Source organism: Arthrobacter globiformis, assembly GCF_030817195.1.
Taxonomy (GTDB): Bacteria; Actinomycetota; Actinomycetes; order Actinomycetales; family Micrococcaceae; genus Arthrobacter; species Arthrobacter globiformis_D.
This window is the reverse complement of record NZ_JAUSYZ010000001.1, coordinates 112,042-137,055: the sequence shown is the minus strand read 5'-3', so window position 1 is coordinate 137,055 and position 25,014 is coordinate 112,042. Positions and strand designations below refer to the sequence as shown.

Sequence of the window (25,014 nt, the reverse complement as noted above, 5' to 3'; positions counted from 1 at the left end):
CGCGGTTACGATTTGAGTTCCGGGGCTTTCGGGCCCGCCGCCCGCAGCAGCCGAAGGACACCATGACAGCCCAGAATGCTTCCTCGCCGCCACGGGCAGCCGTGGTGGTCAACCCCGCCAAGGCTGTTGGCGCCGATCTCCGCGCCTCGCTGGTCCGGCTGTGCGACACGCAGGGCTGGGCCGAACCGATGTGGCTGGAAACCACGGTCGAAGACCCGGGTGTAGGCCAAGCCCGCGAGGCGCTGGAGGCGGGGGTCGACGTCGTTATTGCCGCCGGCGGCGACGGTACCGTGCGGTGCGTGGCTGAGGCGCTGGCCGGCACCGGAACGCCCATGGGAATGGTGCCGCTGGGCACGGGCAACCTGCTGGCCCGCAACATGGGCGTGGACATCACGGATCCCGTTTCCGCCGCGTACGACGTCCTGAACGGCACCGACCGCACGGTTGACGTCGCCAGGACCACCTTTGACGGGTCCGACGACGAGAAAGTCTTCCTGGTGATGGCCGGCGTGGGCTACGACGCCGCGATCATGGCGGACACTGTGGACGCGCTGAAGGACCGCATGGGCTGGCTCGCCTACGTCGAGGCCGGGATCCGCAAGCTCCCGGGTAAGCCGGTCAGGGCCACCATCAAGGTGGACGACAAGCATCCGGTTAAGCGCCGCATCCGGAGTGTCATGGCCGGCAACTGCGGCCGGATCATGGGCGGCATCGAGATTTTCCCCGAGGCGAAGATCGACGACGGCATCGTGGACGTGCTGATCCTGGCCCCTCGCGGCCGCTTTGGCTGGCTCGGCGTCGCGGCAGGCATTTTCGGCCGCAGGAAGAACGAGAAGGAATCCGCGGAGTACTTCCAGGGCAAGAGGATCGAGGTCACCCTGGAGCACGAGGAGGAGTTCCAGCTCGACGGCGACCATGTGGGCGCCGTCAAGCAGCTGTCCATTTGGGTGGAGCCCGGGGCGCTCAAAGTCCGGATGTAGACCCGATCCGGGTGTAGATCCGCTCCGGAAGGGAGAGCACCCCGGGGTTGGGAGTGCCCGGGCCTGGCCGATATGGACAGGCGCGTCAGTTCCCGAGGAGCCGGCCCCACCTTGGTGCGAGCAAGGGTGAGCCGGCAAGTTTCAGGCAGTGCCACAGCGTCACGGCAGCCGAATCCAGGACCGGTACGCCCGTTCCCGCCTCGATTTCAGCCGCGATGTTGGCGCCGTACAGGTTGGTGCAGAGGTAGATCAGCGCATCAGGAGCGTCGGCCGCGAGTTCCAGGGAGCCGGGACGCATTTCATCATCGGTCACCCGGCCGAAGGACTCGTTGTCGCTCAGGCCCAGGCAGCGGTGGCTGACGGTTTTGATGCCGTCCCGCTCATAGGACCTGATGATGGCCTCATTGACGTCCTGCGTGTATGGCGTGAATAGCCCGATCCTCTCGATGCCGAAGGACTGGAAGGCCTCGAGGTATGCGAGCGTGGACGTCGTGGCGGGGATGCCGGTGGCGTCCGTGATTTCAAGGATGAGGTCGCGGTCGTGCGTGGACCCCAGCCACGATCCTGAGGTGCCGTTCCACGCGATCACGTCCACGTCCGCCGTCGCCAGCAGCCTGGCCGCCTCGCGCATGACGGCGGGGTCGAACTGCCTGTCCGACGAATCGTCCAGTGCGATCCGGGTGACCGGAATCCGGGTGAAGTGAATGGTGACGTCGGAGCGGTCACCCAGGATGCGGTAGCTCTGGGGTTCCAGGCAGGTGTTGGAGGACGGCACGATCATGCCGATCCGGGTGGGGCGGGCAGGCGGGGTGTGGCGGTTCAACGAGTGCTCCTAGAGGGTCGCGGCGGACAGGTCGGCAGCGGCGGCAAGGTGTTCCCGGAACCCGTTCCGGGACACGAAGCGGCCCACGGCGCCTGGATCGTGGAACCCCTCCTGGTCCAGTACTACGCGGCCGGTTGAAACCACGACGGCGGGCCAGCCGGCCAGCGTTCGGCCGTCAAAAGGCGAGAAGTCGGTGCCCATGTGCAGCGCGCCGCCGTCCACGGTCCGCCGAACTGAAGGATCGAAGAGCACCAGGTCGGCGTCGAAGCCCTCGGCGATGGAGCCCTTGCCGGGCAGGGCGTTGATGCGGGCCGGTCCGGCGGAGAAGACCTCCACGAAGTCCTCCACGCTGCTGCCGGATTCGGCCATGACCGTGAACGCGACGGGCATGCGGGTTTCCACGCCCGGGAGGCCGTGCGGCATGGCGCGGACGTCGTCGGTGCGTTCCCGCTTCTGGGTCAGGTCGTAGCAGGAGTGGTCCGAGGAGACGGTGTGGATGGCGCCGCCGGCCAGCCGCTGCTTCAGCGCCGCGACCGTTTCCGGGCTGCGCATCGGCGGGCAGCAGGCGTACCACTCCGGGAACGCCGAGCCGTACACCGTGTCGTCGAGCGCGAGGTAGTGCGGGCATGTTTCCGAGTAGGCCTCCTGACCGTGGGCACGGGCCTCGCTGACCAGGTCGACGGCGCCGGGCGTGGACTGGTGGACGAAGTACACCGGTGCCTTCGTGTACTGGGCCATGGCCAGGGTTTCCTTGACAGAGGTTTCCTCGGCAAGCTCGGGGCGCGTGCGGTGCAGGTGCTCGATGCCGATCCTGCCGTCGTCGGCGTGCTGCGCCGTACAGTCCGCGATGATGGGGTCGTGCTCGGCGTGGATGTAGGTGAGCCCGTCCAGCCGGACCATTTCGCGCATCACCTTCAGGATGGTGTCCCCGTCCGCCATGGTGGTGCCGCGGTTGGTGGTGTACATCTTCACGGAGCGGACGCCCTCGGCGGCGAGCTGCTCGAGCTGCCACGGCACGGTCTCATCCCAGCTGACCACGGACCCGTGCAGTGCCACATCGCAGCGTGACTCCTGCGCCAGTGCCTTCTTGTTGAGCACGGCTTCAAGCGGGGTTTCGCGGGCGTCGCGCGGGATGCCGAAGTCGATGATGGTGGTGGTGCCGCCCCACAGGGCAGCGGTAGAGGTGGTCCGGTAATCGTCCAGGGTGCGGAACCGGCCGGTTACCTGGGCCACGTGGCAGTGCCCGTCCACGCCGCCGGGGATCACCAGCTGGCCGGTGGCGTCGATGGTGCGTTCGGCGTCGGGCGCGGGTTCCGTGGCGTCGACGAGCTGGCTGATCTTGCCGTCCACCACCACGATGTGGGCGTGCCGGCGGCCAAAACTGTTGACCACGGTGCCGTTGGTGATGACAAGTTGGGGAATGCGGGACATCGTTGTCCTCCTGACTGGGAAGCTGATTTGTTGCTGGGGGCTAATTGGGTGAGGGCGATGGGTCTAGCTGGGGGAAGGCGCCGCGGCGTTCGACGCCGTCTGGGCGGCGGTCAGGGCGGCGTCGAGGTTTTCGGACAGGCCCTTGCGGGCCTTGACCGGCGGGGGAGCGAACGCACCTGCGCGGTGCGGGCCGGACTGGAGCCCCACCACGGCCTCCGCCATGCGGATGCCGGCGGAGATGCCGTCCACCACGGGAACGGGGATCTGCCCCTGGAGTTCCCGGGCCAGCCCAGCCAGCGGCGCTCCGGCGAGGATGACGACGTCGGCCCCGTCCTCCGCGACGGCCCGCCGGCTGAGTGCCAGGAGGGTTTCCTTGAAGTCCTGCTGCACCGAACCGATGGCGTTCAGGGTCTCATTGATGGAGCGGATGGAGGCCAGGCGTCCGCCGAGGCCGAAGCGCTCCACACAGTCCAGGTACCAGGGCCGGATCCGGTCGGAGATGGCGATGATGGAGAAACGGTGCCCCTGCAGCGCAGCGGCGCAGAGGGCCGCCTCGGTGATGCCGATGACCGGCACGTCGGCGAGTTCCTTCAGCGCCGGCATCCCCGGGTCCCCGAAGGCGGCCACTACGACGCCGTCGATGGGATCGGCATCCCCGCCGCCTCCGGCGGTGTGTTCGGCAATGATCTCGGCGACGGCGCCGGCCGCGATGAGCGATTCAAAGCGGGTTTCGATGTACTCGACGCCGTGACCGGCGGTGCGGACAACCAGGCTGGTGCCCGGGGAGGCAGAACGCCGGGCCTCGGACTCGATCAGGGCAGTGACGTCGTCGCTGATGTTGGGGTTGATGACAAGGAGTTTCATTTTTTCTTCCGGTGAAGGTCGGGTTCTGTTTTCTGGAAGTCGTCGGGGAACTGTTCGCGGTATTTGCCGATGTGCGACGCCGACTGCGCGGCGGCGCGGTCGGGATCGCCGCTGGCGATGGCGCCGTAAAGTTCCCGGTGCTCCTGGATCAGTTCGGGCAGGTCGCTGACGTGGCGGAACAGCCAGTGCATGCGGCCCTGCAGCGGTTCGAGGGCGGATTTGAGGAAGCCGTTGTCCGCGATCCGGGTGATGGCGTCGTGGAATTCGCTGTTGGCGCGGTGGGCCTCCATGACGGCGCCCTTGGCGAGGCAGCGTTCGGCCTCGTCCAGCAGCCCCTCAAGATACTCAAGGTCCTCCGGTGTTGCCCGGACTGCGGCGAGGCGACAGGCCAGCACCTCCAATGACTGGCGGACATCGAAGAGATCCTCCACGTCCTTGGGGCTGAGGGAGCTGACCTCGGCGCCGCGGGCTCCCCGGTCGCTGAGGAGGCCCTCCTGGCGCAGCATCCGCAGCGCCTCGCGGACCGGCAGCCGGGAGACATTGAACTCGGCGGCAAGGTCACGTTCCACGAGCCGTGTGCCCGGAGCGTAATGCCCTTCGAAGATCCTGGTGCGCAGCGTGTCCCGGACAGTCTCGCGGAGGGGACGTTCCTTGTTCTGGGTTTCTTCTGCGGCAAGCATGGTGCTCCATTCGTGGGTTTTTAGAGACTCTATGTCCTCGGCGGCTTCCATCTCTGGTCAGTCCGCTGAAGCTGGCCTGGACCTGGGCGGCGGGGGGCTGAAGCGGCCAAACTCCCGTTCAAGGGCCGCGGCGACGGCGAGTACTTCGCGGTCGCGGTACGGCCTGCCCACCACCTGGACGCCCACGGGGAGGCCTTCGCTGGAAAGCCCGCAGGGCACAACCGCCACCGGGAAACCAAGGATGCTGATGGCGCGGCAGCAGGATCCCAGCTCCGTCCACGGAATTTCCCTGCCGCGGACGCTGAAGGTTCCGGTCCGGGGATCCGAGGCCGGCAGGCTGGCCACAGGCAGCAGCAGGATGTTGTGCTCCGCCATGAACCCCAGCACCTGTGCCCGGATCGCATCCCGCTCCGCGGCGGCCTTGCGGTAGTCCAGCACCGTGCCGGGTTCTGCGCCCAGCACGGAGTTGCGCAGGTTGGCGCCCAGTTCGTCCTCGCGCCCCGTGGCAAGCTCCACCACTTCGGGCATTCCCTCGGCCGTGCGGAGGGCAACGAAGGCTGCCGCCGCCCGCTCCAGGCCTGGCGGCCTGCCTTGCTTCGTCGGAACACCGAGGCCCTCAAGGGCTTCCGCGGCCCTCTGGACGGCGGCCACCAGATCGTCCCGGACGGGGTGGGTGCCCTCGTCCTCGAACCAGGCGCAGCTGATCCCGGCCAGGGAATCGAGCGGAGCGCCCAGCGGAACCGGCACGGTGGAGGGATCCACCCCATCCGGCCCGGCGAGGATGCCGAGCAGCACGCCCAGATCCTCCACGCTCCGGGCCAGCCAGGCCACGGTGCCAAGCCGGTGCAGGGCAGACATTGAGTTGGGGGCGGGGAGGCTTTCTCCGGCCGCCGGCGGCACATACGGCAGAAGCCCCGTCTCGGGCACCAGACCGACAGTGGGCCGCAGGCTCGCCACGCCAGTGCAGTGGGCCGGCCAGCGGATGGACCCGCCAAAGTCGGTGCCGAGCCCGAAGGCACTCATGCCGGAGGCCACGGCGGCGCTGTCACCGCCGGTGGAACCGCCGGACGTCAGGCCCGTGTCCCACGGATTCCAGGTGTCACCGAAGAGCGGGTTGCGGGTGTGTGTCTCAACCGCGAACTCCGAACAGTTCGTCTTGCCCAGCAACACCGCACCTGCCTCCTGCAGGCGGCGGACCGCCGTCGCGGACTGCTCCGGTACGTAATCCCCCAGAAGGGGGCTTCCCGCCGTCGTGCGCAGACCCTTCGTGGCCAGGGTGTCCTTCACCGTGAACGGCACGCCGTGCAAGGGGCCCAGCGGCCTGCCATCGGCGGCAGCCCGGTCCGCGGCGGCAGCTTCCTCAGCGGCCAGCGGGTTGAGCGTGACGATGGCGTTCAGGCGCGGGTTTTCCTCGGCGATCCGTTCCAGGTGCAGTTCCAGGCATTCGGTCGCCGTCACGCGGCCCTCCCGCATGGCGCTCGCCCATTCGGTCATGGAAAGCCGGGTCAGCTGCTCCCTGTCCGTGGATGTCCTGTCCATGGAGGTCCTGTCCACGGTGGCCTGCGCTGAAGGCAGGGCGGTGTTGTTCATGTCCATGATCCTTATCGTGTGGTGCTGGCCGTCTTGCCGGCCTCGTTCATGGTGATCCTGGACGTTTCCTTGGCGACGTAGACGCAGAACACCATGAGCAGCAGCGCGGCGGACAGGTAACCGGCCACCGCGAATCCGGAGCTGGTCAGGACGATCAGCTGGATGGCGATCAGCGGGGCAAAGCCGCCCCCGAAGACGCCGGCGAGCTGGAAGCCCACGGCGGATCCGGTGTAACGGACCCTGGTTGCGAACAGTTCGGGGATGAACGAGGCCACAGGGGCGTACATGGCCGCAACGATCACCAGGCCGATAGCGGGGGCGATGAGCACCAGGAACGGGTCCTTGGAGTTGAGCATCGCAATGAACACGAAGCTGTAGATGATGCCCGCGACGGCGCCGCCGATCATGACGGGCCTGCGGCCCACACGGTCCGAGAGTGCGCCGAACAGCGGGATGCTGATCATCTGGGCAACGGCCGAAATGGTCGACGCGGCCAGGGCCAGGCTCTTGGGCAGGCCCAGGTGTTCGGTTCCGTAGACGAGGACGAACAGCGCGAAGATGTAGAACGCGATGTCGCTGCCGATCCGGGCGCCGACTGCCAGAGCCAGCTGCTTCTTGTAGTGCTTGAAGACGTACAGGAGCGGAGCCTTGACTTCCTCCTGCTTCTTCTCCGCAGCCTTCTGTTCCGTCTCCTCGAAGATCGGCGACTCCGCGAGCTTCAGCCGGATGTAGAGGCCGATGGCAACCAGCGCGAAGCTGATCAGGAACGGGATCCGCCAGCCCCAGGCGAGGAAGGCTTCCTTGGAGAGGGCCGAGGTCATGAGCGTGAAGATGCCGGTGGCCAGGAGCAGGCCCGTGGGCGCGGCGGTCTGGACGAGGCTGCCGAAGAGCCCGCGCCGGCCGCTCTTGTCGGACTCGGTCACCATGAGGGCGGCCCCGCCCCATTCGCCGCCGATGCCGATGCCCTGCAGGAAGCGAAGGGACACCAGCAGGACCGGAGCCCAGACGCCGATGTTTTCGTAGGTGGGCAGAAGCCCGACGGCGGCACTGGCCAGGCCCATCAGGAGCAGTGTGGTGACCAGGACGTTTTTGCGGCCGATCTTGTCGCCGAAGTGGCCGAAGATGGCGGCGCCCAGGGGACGCACCACGTAGCCCACAGCGTAGGTGGCCAGGGCCAGCAGGAGGCCCGTGGCGGGTTCTGACCCTGGGAAGAACAGGATGGGGAAGACGATGGAGGCTGCTGTGCTGTAGGCAAAGAAGTCGTAATACTCAAGCGTGGTGCCGACGAAGCTCGCGGCGACGACCCTCTTCATTGAGTTCCCGCCGCCCTTCGGCTTGGCGTCGGACACGGAACTGCGGATTCGGGAGTTGATCGACATGTGGCCCTCCTGGGCGATGCGATTGGGGGTACAGGAACCGGTTGGATTGAGTTTGAGGACGTTGTCCCCGTTGTGCCGGTTTGGGATCCCAAATATGACGGTAGGTTGCGCGTGGGCTGATGTCAATGGTTTTGGGATCCCAAATCAGGGATAAGTGTTGCAGGGGTGGCTCGGCAGGTTTAGACGGGAAGGCGCTTGTTGTAGTTCAGGGTGAGCACGGAGACGCCCATGATGATGGCCGATCCCACGAAGTAGAGCAGCGCCCAGGTGTAGGAGCCGGTGGCGCCCACGATCAGGCCGACGGCGATCGGCGTGACGAAACCGGAGATGTTGCCACTGAAGTTCATCGCCCCGCCGAGCACGCCGGCGTTGGTGCGGCCGCCCAGGATGGACGGGATGCTCCAGAACAGGCCCACCCAGCGGAGGAAGAACATCACCACGGAGAGAAGGACGACGGCGGTGGTCGGGTCAGCGACGACGGTCACCCCGATGAGGCCGCCCACCACCACGACGCTCGAGATGCCCAGCAGTGTCCGCATGACGCGGTTGGCCGAGGCTCCGGACGCCCGCCACTTGTCGGCGATGGTGCCGCCCAGGATCTCGCCGACGAAGCCGGCTCCGAAGATCACGAAGGTGGACCAGCCGATGGTTTTCAGGTCGAAGCCCTTGGCCTGGGCGAGGTAGAGCGGACCCCAGGTGAGCAGGCCGTAGAACACGCCGTTGAAGCCCAGCCAGCCAAAGCACATGGCCCAGAAGGAGCGGAATTTCAGGTAGGGGAGCAGTGCCCGCTTGCCCTTGCTGCCTTCCTTCTCGGCTTCGGCATCCTCCGCCGCATGCGAGGCTTCGATGTAGTCGGCCTCGGCAGCGTTGACGCCGCGGTGCTGGCGCGGGTTGTCGCGGACGTACCACCAGACGGCCAGGCCCATCAGGACGGTGGCGGCACCGGCGATGACGAACGAACTGCGCCAGCTGCCGGTGGCGGCGATGAGGCCGGCGATAAGGATGCCGCCCAGGCCCGCGCCGAGGGGAGCACCGGCGTCCAGGATGGTGGCACCCCGGCCGCGCTCGGACTTGTGCATCCAGATGGCGTTCAGCTTGCCGCCGGCCGGCATGACGCCTGCTTCGGTGACGCCGATGCCCAGGCGGGCGATGAACATGCTCAGGAAGCCGCCGGCCATGCCGGAGGCGGCGGTCGCTGCGCCCCAGCCCACGCAGGAGGCTGTCATGACCTTGCGCGGCCCGAATTTGTCGATCAGCAGGCCCACCGGGATCTGCATCAGGGCGTAGGTCCAGAAAAAGGCGGAAAGCAGGAGGCCCACGAGCTCCGGGGCGAGGTTGAATTCCTTTTGGATGATGGGCAGCGCCACCGAGATGGAGCCGCGGTCGATGTAGTTGACGGCGACCAGGACGAGCAGCAGCAGGAAGAGCTTCCATCGGACGCTGGTGCGCCGTTGCACGCCGTCCGTGCCGGGCTCAGGGCCGCGGGATTTCGTGGATTGGGTCGGGGTTGTCACTGCTTCAGTATCTGGAAGAGACACAGCTTCTCCTTTGCGGGAAGGGTGCGGACAGGGGGTGGGGGGACGAAGTGGGGGCGGTGCGGCCGCGGTCTGGCGGGAATTTTCGGGCTGGCGGTGTTGGGTGTGGGCCAGCGGAAGAGCCTCGCTATTTGGGATCCCGATTTGGGATCCCAAATTCAAGGTAAGGAGTGGCGTGGGACACTGTCAAGGGTTTTCGGAGAAGTAACCCGTGGCCCGCGAAAAAACGAATTGTGACAGCGGCCGAAGGGCAAGCATCGAAAGGGAAGTACCGAATGAAGACGGTTCGACTTGGAAACTCCGGGCTGGAAATCAGCGCCGTTGTCCTGGGCATGATGAGCTACGGCGATCCGGGGAAGGGGTCGCACGAGTGGAGCGTGGGGCTCGATGAGGCCAGGCCGTTCGTGCGGCGCGCCTACGAGGCGGGAATCACCACGTTCGATACAGCAAATGTGTACTCGGCCGGCTCGAGCGAGGAGATTACCGGCACGCTGCTCAAGGAACTGGCCCCGCGTGAGGAAGTCCAGATCGCCACTAAGGTCCACGGGCGGATGCGCCAGGCCCGCAACGGGGCCGGACTCAGCCGGGCCGCGATCATGCACGAGATCGACGCATCCCTCACCCGGCTTGGCACCGACTACGTGGACCTGTACCAGATCCACCGCTATGACCCGGTGACTCCCGTCGAGGAGACGATGGAGGCCCTGCATGACGTCGTGAAGGCGGGCAAGGCTCGCTACATCGGGGCATCGAGCATGTGGGCCTGGCAGTTCGCCCGGATGCAGCATGTGGCGGAGCTGCACGGCTGGACCAGGTTCGTGTCCATGCAGGACCAGTACAACCTCCTCGAGCGGGAGGAAGAGCGCGAAATGCACCCGTTCTGCCGGGCAACCGGCGTGGGTGTCATCCCCTGGAGCCCCCTGGCGCGCGGAAACCTGACCCGGCCGTGGGGCGCTGCCGGATCCGGGACCCGGCAGGACACGGACGAGTTCGGCAAGGGCCTGTACAAACAGGACGAGAACGCGAACAGGGCCATCGTCGACGCAGTTGCCGCCGTGGCGGACGAACGTGGGGTGCCGATGGCGCAGATTGCCCTGGCCTGGAGCGCGGGCAAGTCCGCCGTCACCGCCCCCATCATCGGGGCGACGAAGGAACGCCATATCGACGACGCCGCTGCCGCCGTCGAGCTTGCCCTGACCGAATCGGAGGTGCGGCGCCTCGAGGAAAGCTACACGCCCCGCTACCCCTCCGGGTTCTGACCGACCCGAAGGGGCTCCCGGTGCGCCAGGATTTCGGCGAGCTCCGCGAGCCGGTGGGCACGGGCCGATTCGGCCGGCGTGAACGGCTCGCCGGGACGGAAAAAGGTGATGGGTCCGTGCCAGGCGGTCGGGATCTTCAGGACGGTCCCGGCGTCGTTCGTTTCACTAACGTGGCGGGCTGACTCACCGGCGGGATCGAGGATCCGGGCGGACAGCAGTTCCGCCACGGCCAGCGGAAGCTCCCCCGGCGTGGCGGCGATCCGGGCGGCCAGGCTCAGGGCCTTGGTCTGCCCGTCGGCCATGGCCAGGGCGGTGGTGGGCCAGACCTGCGTGCTGCGTCCGCCGCCGTCCGCCAAGGCCTCCAGCAGCTGGCGCTCGCTGACCTCGCCCGGGGCCGACAGGACGAATTCATCCATCACCCCGCCCCGGACCGGGTGGACGTGGATGCCCAGGATGTTGGTGTCCAGCAGTGCCAGCGACCTGGTGATCCGCTTAAGGGAGCCGGGCTCGTCGCGGAGCACGGTCCGGGCACGCCACAGCGCGGGTGCCGTGCCAAGGCGCCGGCGGTGCCGCAGGGCGGGTGCGTGGAGCCACCGCCGCAAAACCCGCGCCGCGGAGGGCTCGGCCACCCAGATCACCAGGACGGTGGCCGTCAGGGTCAGGACCAGCACCTTGGCCAGATAGGGCAAATGCGTCTGCACCACCAGCGCGTGCACCAGCAGTTCGATCGGGAGCATGACGGCGACATTGGCCACCGTGAGGCGGGTCTTGGTCGGCTCGGGCATCTGCCCGCAGACCTCGCAGCTCAGTTCGGCCGCGGACGGGGTCGGCGTGTGGGGCTTCGGCGCGTGGGGCTTCATGGTGCCAGACTGCCCGGCCGCTGTTACAGGGTGATTGCCCCCGCGTTCCGATCCCGCGAAACATTCCCCGGATGCATGGAGGTTTGTACAGATAATGCCGTCTGATGGGGCTTTTGCTCCCAATATCTCTACATAAACTCGCGGTGGCTGCGCGGCTATGGCCAGCCTCCGGCCCGGTCCCTACACTGAAGGGACCAGCGTGCGGACTCCCGTACAACGGCCTGCTCGCACGGAAGAGTCGACTCGTGGAGAGCACCGTCATGCCCATCAGCACCAGTTCAGGTCATACGCGCCGCCGTGCCGCGGTAGGGTTCCTCGCCCTCGCCGCGCTCCTGGTCCCCGCACCCGCAGCCTCGGCCGGAGAGACCCGGTCCGTGCAGTCCCGTTCGGGGGAAGCTGCCCCGGTCATCCTGCTGGACGGGGCCAAGGGTGCCGAAGGCATCGCGGCCGCCGGCAGCACGAAATTCTTCGCGGGTGACCTGGTCACCGGGGACATCTACCGCGGCGACATCCGCAAGGACAAGGCGACCAAGTTCATCGATGCGCCCGACGGCAGGATGGCTGTGGGCATGAAGGCGGACCGGCACAACGACCTGCTGTTCGTCGCAGGCGGCCCCACGGGCCGGGCCTACGTGTACGACACCGACACGGGCAAGACGGTCAAGACCTTCCAGCTGACCACGAAGGAAGCCTTCATCAACGACGTGGCCCTCACGGACCATGGCGCCTGGTTCACCAACTCGCGGCAGGGTGAGCTGTACTTCATCCCGGTGGACGACGACGGCGACCTGGGCAGCGTCCGCACGCTGACCCTGAAGGGCCCGGCGGCGGACACCAGCAAGCAGTTCAACCTCAACGGCATCGCCTATTCACGTGACGCCCGCCGGCTGGTGGTGGCCCACACGGGCAACCAGGCGCTGTACACGGTCAGCCCGCGGACCGGCGCCAGCACCGCGATCACCGGGGTGAAGGTCCCCAACGTCGACGGCGTCCTGGTCAAGGGCGATACCGTCTGGGCCGTGCAGAACTTCTCCAACCAGATCAGCCGGCTGCGGGTGAACTTCCACGAATCGACGGCAAGGTTGCGCGAGGTCATCACCAGCCCGGACTTCAATATCCCGACGACGGCCGCACTGTTCGATGACACCCTCGCCGCGGTCAATGCCAAGTTCGGGGTGCCGAACGCCAAGACCTTTGAAGTGGTCACGGTGGATGCACGCACCAACGCCACGAAGTAGGCCCGCAAACTCGAACTAGGAGACGAACGCAACAGGGCAGCAGGCGGCCTCCGCGGGGAAGGCGGAGGCCGCCCCCGTTAAACTGGTAAGCGAACGCCAGCGCCGCCGTCGTCAGTTCCAGACTGCAACGAAAGGCGCGATTTCACCGTGAAGCTGCTGGCCGAGTTGTTCACCCTTGCCCCGGCAAACAAGGACCATCACGTCGCCATGCGGTGCGCCGTGGGCGTGTTCGTGCCGCTAATCACCCTGGTGCTGCTGGGCCGGCTGGACCTGGCGATCTTTGCCTCCTTCGGTGCGTTCACCGGCATCTATGGCCGCGGCGAGCTGCACCGCAAGCGCTTCTTCATCCAGGTCCGGGCGGGTGCGCTCATGCTCCTGGTGATCCTCCTGGCCACGCTGACCGCCCGCGTCGTGCACACCGGCGGACTGTCCCAGGAGGCGGGCATCTGGCTGCAGGTTCTGGCCACCACGCTTGTGGCCGGCGGCTGCTCGCTGGTGATCGCCCGGTGGCGGCACCGGCCGGCCGGCTCGCTGTTCCACATCTTCGCCTTCGCCGCGATCGCGTCCATCCCCAACCAGCCGCCGCTGTGGCAGTGCCTGCTGGTGTCCCTCGCAACCACGCTCTTCTGCCTGGCCGTGGGGCTGTCCTCCCGGGTGCTGCGGAGCCACCGGACGCCGTGGGAGATGCCTCCGCCCGTCCGGCTCACCGCCGAGGAGAAGCGTGCCGCCGGGCTTGAGGCCGTGGGCTACCTGGTGGCCGCGGGGCTCGCAGGCACCCTCGCCACCCTCATTGGCCAGCTGCTCGGCTTCGGGCACAACTACTGGGCCATGGTCGCGGCAGTCGTTCCGCTGGTGGGACGCACCACGCGACACCGCATTGCACGCGGCATCCAAAGGATTATCGGAACCGTGCTGGGCCTCATTCTCCTGGCGGGCATCCTGCTGCTGCAGCCCGTGCCGTGGCAGACGGTCCTGGTGATCGCCATCTGCCAGTTCGGCGCCGAGCTCTTCATTGCCCGGAACTACGTGCTGGCCCAGGTCTTCGTCACGCCGCTGGCGCTCACGTCCACGCTGCTGGTCTCGCCTGCCGCGCCCGGCATCCTGCTCCGGGACCGGATCGTGGAAACGGTGATCGGCGCCGCCGTCGGAATCGCCGTGGTGCTGGCCCCCGCCGTGTGGTCCCGGCTTTCGCAGCGGACGTCGGCGGAAGTGGCCCCGCGCTGAAGCGCGCGGCCACAGCTCACTCGGCCACTGCTCACTCAGCTACCAGGAGCGCCTGGGGCGCGGCCTGCTTCATCCTGGTCTGCAGCCAACGGATCTGCAGCTCCGAGTCGCCCTCACACTGCTCCACGACGCCTTGGAGTTCCTTGTCCCGGTCACCCTTGGCGGCCTGCCCCACCATCATCCAGGTGACGTCGATGTGGTTGACCAGCACGTACAGGTCCTGCAGGTCCAGCATCAAAGCCAGCGGCCCGGAGCGGACCTCCTTCACGCCGTTGGCCGTCAGCCGGTGCTCCTCCTCGCCCTCGACGTCTTCGCCGTAGCGGCCGATGACAGGCTTCAGTGCTTCCCGGTGCGTGTCGCACTTCTTGGCGAACGTCTGCAGGATGAAGTGCACGTCGGGTTCGTCGCCGTGGCCGTCCGCCACAACCCGGAACGACGACGCCAGCGTGGCTTCCGCCTCGTCCAGCAGGCCGATGTAGACAGGGAGTTTCATCGCGGGGCTCCTGTTGCGCGGCGGGATGCGGTGGTGTCCGGGGCCTTCGACGGGCCGTCGCCGCTGCGCAGTTTTTCCACCCGGACGGCGGCGTTCTTGAACAGCGGCTGCTTGGACACCGGGTCCCATTCGGTGACGGTGAGTTCGTTCGCGGCCCTGTGCCTGTCGCCGTCGGGCGTGTCCCAGTAGCCATAGTGGAACGGGGCGAAGACCGTGCCCGGCCGGATGTCCCCGACCCGCACCGGAACTTCCAAGCTGCCGCGGCGGGACGTCACCCGGACAATGTCCCCCTCCTGGCAGCCGGCGCGTGCGGCGTCCTCCACGGACATCTCGATCCACGGCTCAGGCGCGGCGCCGTTAAGGCGGCGGCTGCGGCCGGTCTTGGTGCGGGTGTGGAAGTGGTACGCCGTCCGGCCGGTGGTGTAACGCAGCGGGTACTCGGCGTCGGGTTCCTCGTGCGGCGGGGTGTACTCGAGGGCCTTGAGCCACGCCTTCCCGGGTTCGACGGTTGCCTTGTACTGGGTTTCGCCCGTGGTGGCGCCGGTGAGGAGGTCGTGCCCGAAGGACTCGCAGTACTCCGGCGCGGTGGGGAACCGGGCGTCGGTGTAAAGCCGCTCGGTGCCGGCGGGTTGCTCCGCGGTGCAGGGCCACTGGATGCCGCTGCCGCCGCGGAGCATGTCGTAGCTGAGGCCCGTATAGTCGCACGGCCGGCCGCGCGAGCATTCCTTCCACGCCTCGAACCCGTCCTCCGGGCCGGACCAGTCCAGCAGCGGCTGCCCGTCCTTGTCCTTGAACCCCATCCGGCGGGCATAGTCGAGGAAAACGTCGAGGTCGCTGCGTGCCTCGCCCGGCGGATCGACGGCCTTCTCGGACAGGTGGACGGTCCGGTCAGCGTTCGTGAAGGTGCCGGTCTTCTCGCCCCACGCAGCGCAGGGGAGGACGACGTCCGCATACTGCGCCGTTTCGGTGAGGTAGATGTCCTGCACCACCAGGAACAGGCTGTCCTTGTCCAGGATGTGCCGGATGCGTTCCAGCTGGGGCATGGACACGGCCGGGTTCGTGGCGGAAATCCACAGCAGCCCAATGGAGCCCTGTTCGACGTAACGGAAGATCTGCAGGGCGTGCGTCGGCGGGGCCCAGTCCGGGATGATCGCGGGATCAACGTTCCACAGCCGGGCCAGGTCCTGCACGTGCTGCGGGTTCTCCCAGTTGCGGAAGCCCGGAAGGTCGCCGTCGGCCCCGCATTCCCTGTTGTTCTGGGCGGTGGGCTGCCCGTTCATCTGCAGCAGACCGCAGCCTGGCTTGCCCAGCATGCCGCGGAGCAGATGGAGGTTGTTGACCTGGCACGCGGACGCCGTCGCATGGGCCGACTGGTAGAAGCCCTGCAGGACCGTGGAAAGCACCCTGCCCTCGGTGCCGAAGATCTCCGCCGCGCGCCGCACGTCTGCGGCCTCCACGCCGCAGGTTTCGGCCACTTTCTCCGGGGTCCATGGCTCCACCACGCTGCGCAACTGGTCCACGTTGGCGGTGTGCTCCGCGATGTAGGCTTCGTCGATCCAGCCGTTGGCGAAGAGCTCGCGGACCAGCCCGTTCATCAGCGCCAGGTTGGTGCCCGGATGAACCGCCAGGTGCACGTCGGCACGGCGGGCCACCTCGGTGTCGCGCGGGTCGACGCACACGAGCTTCGGCGGGTTGGGCCCGTCCAGCCGGTCCAGCACGCGCGACCACAGCACCGTCTGCGTCTCCGCCATGTTGTGGCCGTACAGGAACACGGCGCTGCACTCATCGACGTCGGCATAGCTGCCGGGCTGGCCGTCGGCGCCGAAGGATTCCTTCAGTGCCGCCGCGGCCGTGGCCGTGCACAGCCGCGTGTTGCCGTCCATGTGCGGCGTGCCGATTCCGGCCTTGCCGAGGATGCCCAGCGCATAGTACTCCTCCAGGAACAGCTGCCCGCTGGTGTAGAAACCGTGGCTGAGCGGGCCCTTACTGGCCAAAAGTTCCTTGCTCCGCTCCACGATGCGGCCCATGGCCGTGTCCCAGTCCGTCTCCACCAGCTCGCCGTCCACCCTGACCAGCGGGCGGGTCAGGCGGGCCCGGTGGTCCTCGCCCTGCCAGCTGCCGTAGAGGCCCTTGGGCCCCAGCCGGCCGCGGTTCACCCGGTCCTCCCTGCGGCCGCGGATGCCCACCATTTTCCCGTCCTTGACGGCGATGTCGCAGCCACAGCCGTTGCTGCACAGGACGCAGGCTGACTGCACCCAGCGGTCGACGTCGGCGTCGGCCAGCCCCTCGGCCAGGACCTGGTCCACGCGTTCGGGCCACGGCTGGCCGCTTCCGTGGGGTGTCCGCTCACCCCAGATGTCTGCGATCCGGTCCGTCATGGGGTCAGCCTCCCGGGATGGTAAGTGAACTTACTGTCCTTAGGTTACCCGCCGCCGTCGCCAGCGGAAGTGGCTGGCCCAGGGCGCCCGACGGCGGCCTCCCGGCAGGGTGCCGCCCGCCCGGCCCGGCGCTGGCCGCTCGTGCGGGGGAGGGCCGGTTTCCGTCTAGGAACGCCCGACGTCGGACGGCTGGCCGGGTGCCGGCGCGATGGCATGGGGGACGGTCACCAGGGCCAGCAGACCCAGTACCGCGGCGCCGGCGAAGACGTAGAAGCCCCACGGATAGGCGATGCCGGCGGCCACGAGCGTTCCGGTGACGGCCGGTCCCATGATGGCGCCGAGCCGCCCGACGCCCGCGGCAAAGCCCAGGGCCGTGCCGCGGAGCCGGGCCGGGAAGAGCTGGCTGACCCAGGCGTAGACGAGAACCTGGGAGCTGAACACGAAGACGCCGGTCACGAACACGGCAGCGTTGAGCAGCAGTTCGCTTTGGACCTTGATGCTGAGGACGGCCAGGAAGAGGGCGGATAGGCCGAACCAGAGGAGCACGATTTTCTTGGTGCCGTGCTTGTCGGCCAGGATGCCGGCCACGATCAGGCCCACCACGGCGCCCACGTTAAGCACCAGGAGCAGCACCAGGCCCGTGCTGACTGTGTAGCCGGCGGAGGACATGAGTTGCGGCAGCCAGGTATTCAGGCCGTAGACCAGCAGGAGCCCCATGAATGACGCGACCGCAATTCCCAGGGCAACCAGCGGATACGGCTTGCGCGTGAGGTCCCGGAAGCTGGCCCGCTCGCCGGCCTGGTCGGCCAGCAACGACGCCGGCGCAGCCTCGGGCTCGGCCGCCGGCACGGCGATGGGCCGGTGTGTCCGGGCGGGCCCGGCGCGGCGGGCTTCTGCGGCCCCGCCTTCGGCGCGGTTAGCCTCGGCATCATTAATTACCGCGGGCTCCGCCTGGACGGGCGGCAGGGTTTCCGGCAGCCGGAACCACAGGAACGGCACCAGCACGAACCCGGCAAGGCCTCCCACGACGAACATGATGCGCCAGTCAGGCACCACCAGGATGGCCAGGAACGCTGTGGCCACGGCGCCAACGTGATAACCGGTCATGGTCCGGGTAGTAGACTTTCCGGCGGTGCCGGCGGGGGCGTAATCGTTCATATAGGCCAGGGCTGCGGGCAGGCAGGCTCCGAGTCCCACGCCCGCGAGGAGCCTGAAGATGCCGAACATGGCAACGTTGGGGGCAAAGACGACGGCTATGGTGAAGAGCGAGAACCAGGTTACGCAGGCAACAAGGAGCCGTCGGCGGCCGAAGCGGTCCGAGAGCGGCGCGATGAAGAGCGCCCCGATGCCAACGCCCACCAGCGAGATGGTGGCCGCGTAGGTGGCCCCGATAGCGTCGAAGCCCAGGTCCTGGGTCTTGATCAGGGTGGGTATGACGGTGCCCAGCACCACCAGGTCGAATCCGTCCAGCACCATGGCCAGCCAGCAAAGCCAGACGGGCCACTGGGAGCGGCGGGCAACAGTGAGCGTTGACATGGGAACCTCATCGTCCGGGTAGAAGCGTCACATTCGACATGAGAGTTGTATCACCGCCGGGTGTAATCTGGGACAACTCAAACCATTCAATGGAAGTGGAACGCGGTGGCCAATTCAGTTTCGGGGGACTCGGTGGTGGACCGCGTCGTTCGAGTTATTGCGGCGTTCCCGGCCGGCGTTACGGTCCTGCAGCTGTCCGAGCTAGCGGAGCGCGCGGACCTTCCGCTCACCACCGCCCACCGCCTGGTGCGGCAGCTGGCCACGCATGGCCTGCTCGAAACCAGCCCCGGCGGCTCGGTGCGGCTGGGCCTGAGACTGTGGGAGCTGGTGAACCGCAATTCGCCGACGCTGGCCTTGCGCCAGGCAGCCATGCCCTTCATGGAGGACATCCAGCATGTACTGAACCAGAACGTGAACCTCGCGGTGCTCGACGGATGGGAAGCGCTCTTTGTTGAGCGGCTGTCCCGCCGAGGGTCCGTGGCCAATCGGGCCCAGATCGCGGGCCGGATGGCAGTCCACGTCTCATCGGCCGGGCTGGCCCTGATGTCGCACCAGCCAAAGCACGTCCAGGCCGAGTACCTGGACCAGTTCGCGGAGCCTGCCGGAAAAGTTGGCCGCGACGAAGTGCGCGCCCTGCTGGCCGAGGCCGCGAACCAGGGCTACGCGGAACTGGCGGGCGTCATCGATCCCGACACCTGGGGTATAGCTGTCCCCGTTTTGGACGGCCAGAAGCGCGCGGTGGCAGCAATCGGCGTCGTGGTTCCGCTGCGGGAGATGCGCATGCAGGCGCTGGTACCGGCGCTCCAAACGGCGGCGCGCGGCATCGCGCGGCGGCTCGCTGAGGGCGCCGGCTGATTCTTGCCCGAGGGCCTACGCTTCCATTCAGCGGAATTATGGTAACGCCGACCACATTCTCCGGCGCACACTGTTAGCCAGCAATCACCTTCCGCCCGGACTCCCGGGCCACGCAACGGAGCGAGGAACACCATGGCACGACAGATCATCACCACCCAGGTGGCTATTCTGGGCGCGGGTCCTGCGGGACTCATGCTGTCCCACCTGCTGGCCAAGGCCGGAATTGAATCCACCGTGATCGAAATTCGCAGCCGCCAGGAAATTTCCGAGACAGTCCGCGCGGGCATCCTGGAGCACGGCACAGTCAACATGCTCGTGGAGGGCGGCGTGTCCGACCGCGTGCTGCGGGAAGGAGACCGGCACGACGGCATTGAGCTGCGGTTCAACGGCGAAAGCCACCGCATCGACTTCAAGGAACTCGTGGGCGAGTCCGTCTGGCTCTACCCGCAGACCGACGTCTTCATGGACCTCGCCGCGCGCCGGGAAGCCGACGGCGGCGACGTGCGCTACAGCGTCACCGACACGACCATCCACGGCATCGAGGACAAGCCCAAGGTCTGGTTCACGGATGCCGACGGTGTTGAGTACGAGCTGCAGGCCGACTTCATCACCGGTGCCGACGGCTCGCGCAGCCACTGCCGTTTCCAGATCCCGGAGGCGCACCGCAAGTGGTACTTCCACGAGTACCCGTTCGCGTGGTTCGGCATCCTTGCCGAGGCGCCGCGCAGTTCCGACGAGCTGATCTACGCCAACTCCGAGAACGGCTTTGCCCTTATCAGCCAGCGCACCGAGACCGTGCAGCGGATGTACTTCCAGTGCGACCCCAAGGAAAACGTGGCCGACTGGAACGATGAGCGGATCTGGGCGGAGTTCCGCAGCCGCGTCAACGGCAACGGCTTCGAGCTGAAGGAAGGCCCGGTCATCGACAAGATGGTCCTGCCGTTCCGCAGCTTCGTGCACACACCCATGCGGCACGGGAAGCTGTTCCTCGCCGGCGACGCCGCGCACACCGTGCCGCCGACGGGTGCCAAGGGCCTGAATCTGGCGATCCACGACGTGAAGGTGCTGTTCGAGGGGCTGGACAGTTACTACAACAGCGGCTCCACGGCCCTGCTGGACTCGTACAGCGACCGCGCCCTGGACCGCGTGTGGAAGGCTCAGCAGTTCTCCTACTGGATGACCACCATGCTGCACACTCCTGCCGATGCCGGCGACTTCGCCCGGGCCCGTCAGCTGGGCGAGCTGAACTCCGTGGTGTCCTCGCGGCACGGCCAGGCGTACCTTGCCGAGGCCTACACCGGCTGGCCGTCGGCCTAAGTCCGCTGCCGGCCCACGGCGGACCGCCCACGGCGGGGGGGCGGCCCGCACACCCGGCATCCCGCCGTCGGGCTTAAGATCGGGTCCATGGAAGCCATAACCATCATCGGCGGCGGCATCGCCGGCCTCGCGCTCGCGGCCGGCCTGGACCCGGAGCGCTTCGACGTGACCATCCACGAGCAGCGGCCCGGTGTGCCGGCGGTGGAGACGTCGCTGGCCATGTGGCCGGAGGCGCAGGCAGCCCTCGCGGTCCTGGGAGTCCTGCCGCAGATCAGGGAGGCGGGCACGGCCTTCGGCGGGATGGCCCTGCGTGACGCCACGGGCACAGCCCTGGTGGTACCCGAGGTGCGCGGGGTCCTGGGCGTCTCCCGGGCGGACCTTATCCGGATCCTCGAAGCCGCCGTGCCCGCATCCGTGCGCCGCGTCGAGGGCAGGGTTGACGGCGTCCCCGCTACCGGACCGCTGGCGTCAGGCCTGCTGGTGGGGGCCGACGGCGTCCACAGCGTAGTCCGCCGCTCCTTCTGGGGTGCCAGGTCGCAGGCAAGGCTGACGCCGTACCTTGCCTTGCGCGGAGTCCTTCCCGAGCCCGTCCAGGCCGACGCCGGCGGGGAATACTGGGGACGCGGGCAGCTGTTCGGCATCACGCCTGCGTCCGGCGGCAGGACTTACTGGTACGCCTCGTTCCGCTCAAACCTGGGACCGGCGGGCGTCGATGCGGCCGAAGCACTGAAGCAGGCACGGGAGCGCTTCGCCGGAAGCGCGCCGGACGTCCGGACAGTGCTGGAGCTGGCCACGCCAGACGCCACGCTGGCGCAGCGGATTTGGACCACGCCCAACCTCGGCAGCTTTGTGCGGCCGGGCGCCGTGCTGGCGGGCGACGCTGCGCATGGCATGACGCCCAACCTTGGCCGCGGCGCCTGTGAGGCACTCGTGGACGCTGTCACGCTGGCTGAACTCCTCAACGCCCGTCCGCTGGAGGACGCGCTCAAGGCATACAACCGGCAGCGCGCCCTCAAGACCCAGCTGCTGCGGCTGGCTTCGTCCGCCATGGCGGGCGTGGCCCTGGCCGAACGGGCACAGCCGCTGCGCGACGGGCTCCTGAGGCTGGCTTCCCGTTAAAACCCGGCCGACGGCGGCTCGCTAGTCCTGCTGCAGCGTTTCGGTGAGGTGGTGCGTGGGGATGCGGTCGCGGTCGTAGGTGATTTCCGTGTAGCCATGCGGCTCCGGCTTGCCGGTGGGGCTGAGGTTGACGAACACTATCTCCTCAATGGTGAGGATGCTCTGCCGGGTGATCATGTTGCGCACCTCGGCGCGCATGGTCAGCGACGTGCGGCCGAAGCGCGTGGCGGTCAGGCCCATCTCGATCAGGTCGCCCTGGACCGCGGAGCTGACGAAGTTGATTTCGGAGATGTACTTCGTGACCGCGCGGCCGTTGCCCAGCTGGAGGATGGCGTAGATCGCGGCTTCCTCGTCGATCCACTTCAGCAGGCTGCCACCGAACAGCGTGCCGTTGGCGTTGAGGTCCTCCGGCCGTACCCACTTGCGGGTGCGGAACGTAATGTCTTTGGTTTCCATAGCGCGAGATTAGCCGACGGCGGCCCGCCCCACGTGAGTGTGACGGCCGCCGTCGGGCTGTAAGAACGAAGCTGGCTCAGGCCATGGCGGTGTGCGCTGCGCTGTGGGAATTGATGCTCTTGGCGTAGCAGTACGAGTGCTCGACGCCGATGTAGGGGCCGAAGTTGGGAACCTGGTCGAAGCCGGAGTTCGCGTAGAAGTTGCGGCCATCCGTCTGCGCGGAGCCCGCTTCCGCCGTGATCCGGGTAATCCCCTGTGCGTAGGCTTCCGCCTCAAGGGCGGCCAGGATGGAGCTGGCCACACCTGACCCCCGGGTGTAGGGGAGAACGTAGAGGCGCTTGATTTCCGCTGTATCGGAGTCGAGCAGCCGCAGGCCGCCGCAGCCCACCGGCTGGCCGGATCCCTTGTCGTAGGCCACGAGGAACACGGCCGTGTCCACTTCGGATGGCTTGGGTCCAGGCTCATGGTCGGCACATCCGAAGCGGGCGTCCAGTTCAGCCTGCTGTGCGGCGCGCAGGTCGGCGCCCACAGGGTTCGACCAGGTGACTTTCCGGATGTTGAGCCTGGGATTGGTCTGCATCTGTGCCTCGATTCGCCGAAGGGTTGTGCGAATTAAGGCTAGAAGCGCGCCGTTACCGCGGTGTTTCCTGCCGGTAAGCGCCGTGGGAACACTTGGCGTTGCGCTGTTACGGCTGGCACACAGGGCGGCCGCGGTCCTAGCCTGTGGTCTTTCCCATCGGGTCTTCGGCGGTGGGGTCGGCCAGGGCCAGGCCACCCACCGGGCTGGCGTCCCAGTGGATCAGCTGCCAGCCGGCTTCGGGGTTCCCTTCCAGCGCCACGATGCCGGTGTTGGCGAGGACGTGCCGGGCGGCGAATTCCATGTCGATGTTGTCCGCGCGGTGCCCTGCCCAGACGCGGATCGCGGCGCCGTGGCTCACCAGCGCGACTGCGCCGGCGTCGGCGGCTTCCGCGGCCACTTTGGCAATGGCCGCGTCATAGCGCTCGAAGAACTCGTGCCCGTCCGGTCCGGCGGGCATCCGGCGGTCGAAATCGCCGTCGCTCCAGGCGAAGACGGTGCTCATGTACCGCCGGTGGGATTCGTGGTCCGTCAGTTTTTCCAGGGCGCCGGCTTCGATCTCGTGGATGCCGTCCAGGATCTCCACATCGAGGCCGAGCTCCCGGCTCAGCGGTTTGGCCGTGATCTGGGTGCGGAGCAATGTGGACGCGTACAGGGCGCTGATCGGCTCGTTTACCAGGGCCCGCGGCAGGGCTTCCGCCTGCCGCTCGCCCAGCTCGGTGAGGCCGGGACCCGGGTGGGCGGTGTCCAGCTGCCCCAGCACGTTCCCGGGAGTTTCGCCGTGGCGGATGAGCAGCAGCCTCATGGTTTCGCGTTCCTTGTCATCGTCGGGAAGTAGGCGGCACGAGCCGCCTTGGGCGGGATCGGCCGCTTCTTTGCGGAGGCCGCCGGAAACGGAAGCGGTGCCGGGCAGCAAAGCCCGGCACCGCCGTCGTACTTATTTGAGGTGGTCCACCAGCTGGTCCGCGATGCCGGTGTACTTGCCCGGCGTCAGGGCGAGCAGCCGCGCCTCGGCCTCTGCGGAGAGGCCCAGGCCCTGGACGAACTCCTGCATCCGGGCGGCGTCCACGCGCTGCCCGCGGGTGAGGTCCTTGAGCCGCTCATAGGGGTTCTCCATGCCTTCGACGCCGGCAATCGACTCCGCGCGCATCACCATCTGGATCGCTTCACCCAGGACTTCCCAGTTGGTGTCGAGGTCGCCGGCGAGGACGTCCTCGGCCACGTCCAGGCGCTCCAGGCCCTTGGCCACGTTGGAGATGGCCAGCAGGGAGTGGCCGAAGGCCACGCCGATGTTGCGCTGGCTGGAGGAGTCGGTGAGGTCGCGCTGCCAGCGGGAGGTGACGAGGGTGGAGCCCAGCACGTCCAGGAGGCCGGAGGAGATCTCCAGATTGGCCTCTGCGTTCTCGAAGCGGATCGGGTTGACCTTGTGCGGCATCGTGGAGGAACCGGTGGCACCTGCCACGGGGATCTGCGCGAAGTAGCCGATCGAGATGTAGCTCCAGATGTCCGTGCAGACGTTGTGCAGGATCCGGTTGAAGCGGGCGACGTCGGCGTACAGCTCGGCCTGCCAGTCGTGGCTTTCAATCTGGGTGGTCAGCGGGTTCCAGGTCAGTCCCAGCTTCTCCACGAACGACTTTGCAACCTGCTGCCAGTCTGCGCCCGGGACCGAGGCCACGTGGGCGGCGTATGTGCCGGTGGCGCCATTGATCTTGCCGAGGTATTCGGTCCTGGCGATCCGCTCCAGCTGCCGGTTCAGGCGGTGCGCGATGACGGCGAGTTCCTTGCCCAGGGTTGTGGGCGTGGCGGGCTGGCCGTGCGTGCGGGACAGCATCGGAACGGCGCGGTTATCTTCGGCCATCTTGCCGATCTGGGCCACGAGGGACCGGGCGGCGGGCAGCCACACGTCCTCCACAGCACCCTTCACGCCCAGCGCGTAGGACAGGTTGTTGATGTCCTCGGAGGTGCAGCCGAAGTGCACCATGGCGGTCAGGTTCTCGATCCCGATGGCGGGCAGGCGGCGGCCGATGTAGTACTCCACGGCCTTGACGTCGTGGACGGTGACGGCTTCGATTTCGGCCAGCTCGGTGACGGAGGAGGCATCGAATTCGGTGACGATGGCCCGCAGCTGCTGCTGCTGGTCCTCGGTCAGGGGGCCGGCGCCCGGGAGGACGTTGTCCCCGGTCAGGTGGATAAGCCACTCCACCTCGACAGCGACGCGGTCGCGGTTGAGGGCTGCCTCGGACAGGTAGTCAACGAGGGGTGCGACGGCGGACTTGTAACGGCCGTCCAGCGGGCCGAGCGCGATTTGTTCCCCTGACGCGGCGAGGGCGAGGCGTCCGGAGGGCGTACGGGTGTCAGCTGTGGCGGCAGTTTCAGGCATGACCTGATTCTTTCATGAAGTTCTGTGCCCGCTGAAGCAC

Annotated in this window: 22 protein-coding genes; 7 read left to right on the top strand and 15 right to left on the bottom strand. The window is 67.6% G+C overall.

Annotation, left to right across the window (positions count from 1 at the left end; genetic code table 11):
- The first annotated feature begins 62 nt into the window (after nt 1-62).
- Nucleotides 63-980 (top strand): diacylglycerol/lipid kinase family protein, encoded by a 918-nt coding sequence (locus QF036_RS00650; RefSeq protein ID WP_307098289.1) that lies wholly within the window; start codon nt 63-65, stop codon nt 978-980.
- Between the two features lie 85 nt (nt 981-1,065).
- Here QF036_RS00650 and QF036_RS00645 read toward each other — a convergent pair whose 3' ends face one another.
- The 7 genes from QF036_RS00645 to QF036_RS00615 all read right to left on the bottom strand — a co-directional run bounded on the left by QF036_RS00645 (nt 1,066) and on the right by QF036_RS00615 (nt 9,261).
- Nucleotides 1,066-1,761, bottom strand: a complete 696-nt coding sequence (locus QF036_RS00645) for a maleate cis-trans isomerase family protein (protein WP_444875985.1) — start codon at nt 1,759-1,761, stop codon at nt 1,066-1,068.
- Nucleotides 1,762-1,812: 51 nt separating this feature from the next.
- Entirely contained in the window at nt 1,813-3,234 is a 1,422-nt protein-coding gene (locus tag QF036_RS00640; protein WP_307098285.1) for an amidohydrolase family protein, read from the bottom strand.
- 63 nt (nt 3,235-3,297) lie between these two features.
- Entirely contained in the window at nt 3,298-4,098 is an 801-nt protein-coding gene (locus QF036_RS00635; RefSeq protein ID WP_307098282.1) for an aspartate/glutamate racemase family protein, read from the bottom strand.
- On the bottom strand, nt 4,095-4,778 hold the full coding sequence (locus QF036_RS00630) for a GntR family transcriptional regulator (RefSeq protein ID WP_307098280.1): 684 nt from the start codon (nt 4,776-4,778) through the stop codon (nt 4,095-4,097). The genes QF036_RS00635 and QF036_RS00630 overlap by 4 nt, the downstream gene beginning before the upstream one ends.
- Nucleotides 4,779-4,835: 57 nt before the next feature.
- Nucleotides 4,836-6,368, bottom strand: a complete 1,533-nt coding sequence (locus QF036_RS00625) for an amidase (protein WP_307098278.1) — start codon at nt 6,366-6,368, stop codon at nt 4,836-4,838.
- Nucleotides 6,369-6,379: 11 nt separating this feature from the next.
- Entirely contained in the window at nt 6,380-7,747 is a 1,368-nt protein-coding gene (locus QF036_RS00620; protein WP_307098277.1) for an MFS transporter, read from the bottom strand.
- A 179-nt stretch (nt 7,748-7,926) separates the two neighbouring features.
- Nucleotides 7,927-9,261 carry an MFS transporter gene (locus tag QF036_RS00615; protein ID WP_307098275.1) on the bottom strand — a complete coding sequence of 445 codons (1,335 nt, stop codon included), beginning with the start codon at nt 9,259-9,261 and terminating at the stop codon, nt 7,927-7,929.
- Between the two features lie 296 nt (nt 9,262-9,557).
- Between QF036_RS00615 and QF036_RS00610 the strand changes: the two genes are divergently transcribed.
- On the top strand, nt 9,558-10,541 hold the full coding sequence (locus QF036_RS00610) for an aldo/keto reductase (protein ID WP_307098274.1): 984 nt from the start codon (nt 9,558-9,560) through the stop codon (nt 10,539-10,541).
- Here QF036_RS00610 and QF036_RS00605 read toward each other — a convergent pair.
- The gene (locus QF036_RS00605; RefSeq protein ID WP_307098272.1) at nt 10,523-11,401 is read right to left on the bottom strand and encodes an amino acid-binding protein; all 879 of its coding nucleotides are present in this window, start codon (nt 11,399-11,401) and stop codon (nt 10,523-10,525) included. The genes QF036_RS00610 and QF036_RS00605 overlap by 19 nt on opposite strands.
- A gap of 245 nt (nt 11,402-11,646) precedes the next feature.
- Here QF036_RS00605 and QF036_RS00600 point away from each other — a divergent pair, with 245 nt between their 5' ends.
- Nucleotides 11,647-12,639 carry a hypothetical protein gene (locus tag QF036_RS00600; protein ID WP_307098270.1) on the top strand — a complete coding sequence of 331 codons (993 nt, stop codon included), beginning with the start codon at nt 11,647-11,649 and terminating at the stop codon, nt 12,637-12,639.
- Nucleotides 12,640-12,786: 147 nt separating this feature from the next.
- Nucleotides 12,787-13,863 (top strand): FUSC family protein, encoded by a 1,077-nt coding sequence (locus tag QF036_RS00595; protein WP_307098268.1) that lies wholly within the window; start codon nt 12,787-12,789, stop codon nt 13,861-13,863.
- A gap of 31 nt (nt 13,864-13,894) precedes the next feature.
- Here the strand turns inward: QF036_RS00595 and QF036_RS00590 are convergent, their stop codons facing one another.
- From QF036_RS00590 to QF036_RS00580, 3 genes are all read right to left on the bottom strand, one after another.
- Nucleotides 13,895-14,356: a hypothetical protein gene (locus QF036_RS00590; protein ID WP_307098267.1), complete on the bottom strand. Its 462-nt coding sequence runs from the start codon at nt 14,354-14,356 to the stop codon at nt 13,895-13,897.
- Nucleotides 14,353-16,734 (bottom strand): molybdopterin oxidoreductase family protein, encoded by a 2,382-nt coding sequence (locus tag QF036_RS00585; RefSeq protein ID WP_307098265.1) that lies wholly within the window; start codon nt 16,732-16,734, stop codon nt 14,353-14,355. The genes QF036_RS00590 and QF036_RS00585 overlap by 4 nt, the downstream gene beginning before the upstream one ends.
- A 165-nt stretch (nt 16,735-16,899) precedes the next feature.
- Complete coding sequence (locus tag QF036_RS00580) at nt 16,900-18,270, bottom strand: MFS transporter (RefSeq protein ID WP_307098264.1); 1,371 nt, start codon at nt 18,268-18,270, stop codon at nt 16,900-16,902.
- Nucleotides 18,271-18,375: 105 nt separating this feature from the next.
- Between QF036_RS00580 and QF036_RS00575 the strand changes: the two genes are divergently transcribed.
- The 3 genes from QF036_RS00575 to QF036_RS00565 all read left to right on the top strand — a co-directional run bounded on the left by QF036_RS00575 (nt 18,376) and on the right by QF036_RS00565 (nt 21,561).
- Nucleotides 18,376-19,125, top strand: a complete 750-nt coding sequence (locus QF036_RS00575; RefSeq protein ID WP_307098262.1) for an IclR family transcriptional regulator — start codon at nt 18,376-18,378, stop codon at nt 19,123-19,125.
- 132 nt (nt 19,126-19,257) lie between these two features.
- A complete protein-coding gene (locus QF036_RS00570; protein ID WP_307098260.1) occupies nt 19,258-20,442 on the top strand; it encodes a 4-hydroxybenzoate 3-monooxygenase in 1,185 nt (394 codons plus the stop codon).
- An 87-nt stretch (nt 20,443-20,529) separates the two neighbouring features.
- Nucleotides 20,530-21,561 carry an FAD-dependent monooxygenase gene (locus QF036_RS00565; RefSeq protein WP_307098257.1) on the top strand — a complete coding sequence of 344 codons (1,032 nt, stop codon included), beginning with the start codon at nt 20,530-20,532 and terminating at the stop codon, nt 21,559-21,561.
- Between the two features lie 21 nt (nt 21,562-21,582).
- Here QF036_RS00565 and QF036_RS00560 read toward each other — a convergent pair whose 3' ends face one another.
- From QF036_RS00560 to purB, 4 genes are all read right to left on the bottom strand, one after another.
- Entirely contained in the window at nt 21,583-22,017 is a 435-nt protein-coding gene (locus QF036_RS00560; protein WP_076799544.1) for an acyl-CoA thioesterase, read from the bottom strand.
- Between the two features lie 76 nt (nt 22,018-22,093).
- Nucleotides 22,094-22,597 (bottom strand): GNAT family N-acetyltransferase, encoded by a 504-nt coding sequence (locus QF036_RS00555; RefSeq protein ID WP_307098254.1) that lies wholly within the window; start codon nt 22,595-22,597, stop codon nt 22,094-22,096.
- A 136-nt stretch (nt 22,598-22,733) separates the two neighbouring features.
- Nucleotides 22,734-23,399 (bottom strand): histidine phosphatase family protein, encoded by a 666-nt coding sequence (locus QF036_RS00550; RefSeq protein ID WP_307098252.1) that lies wholly within the window; start codon nt 23,397-23,399, stop codon nt 22,734-22,736.
- A gap of 132 nt (nt 23,400-23,531) precedes the next feature.
- Nucleotides 23,532-24,974 carry an adenylosuccinate lyase gene (gene purB, locus QF036_RS00545; protein WP_307098250.1) on the bottom strand — a complete coding sequence of 481 codons (1,443 nt, stop codon included), beginning with the start codon at nt 24,972-24,974 and terminating at the stop codon, nt 23,532-23,534.
- Between the last annotated feature and the right edge of the window lie 40 nt (nt 24,975-25,014).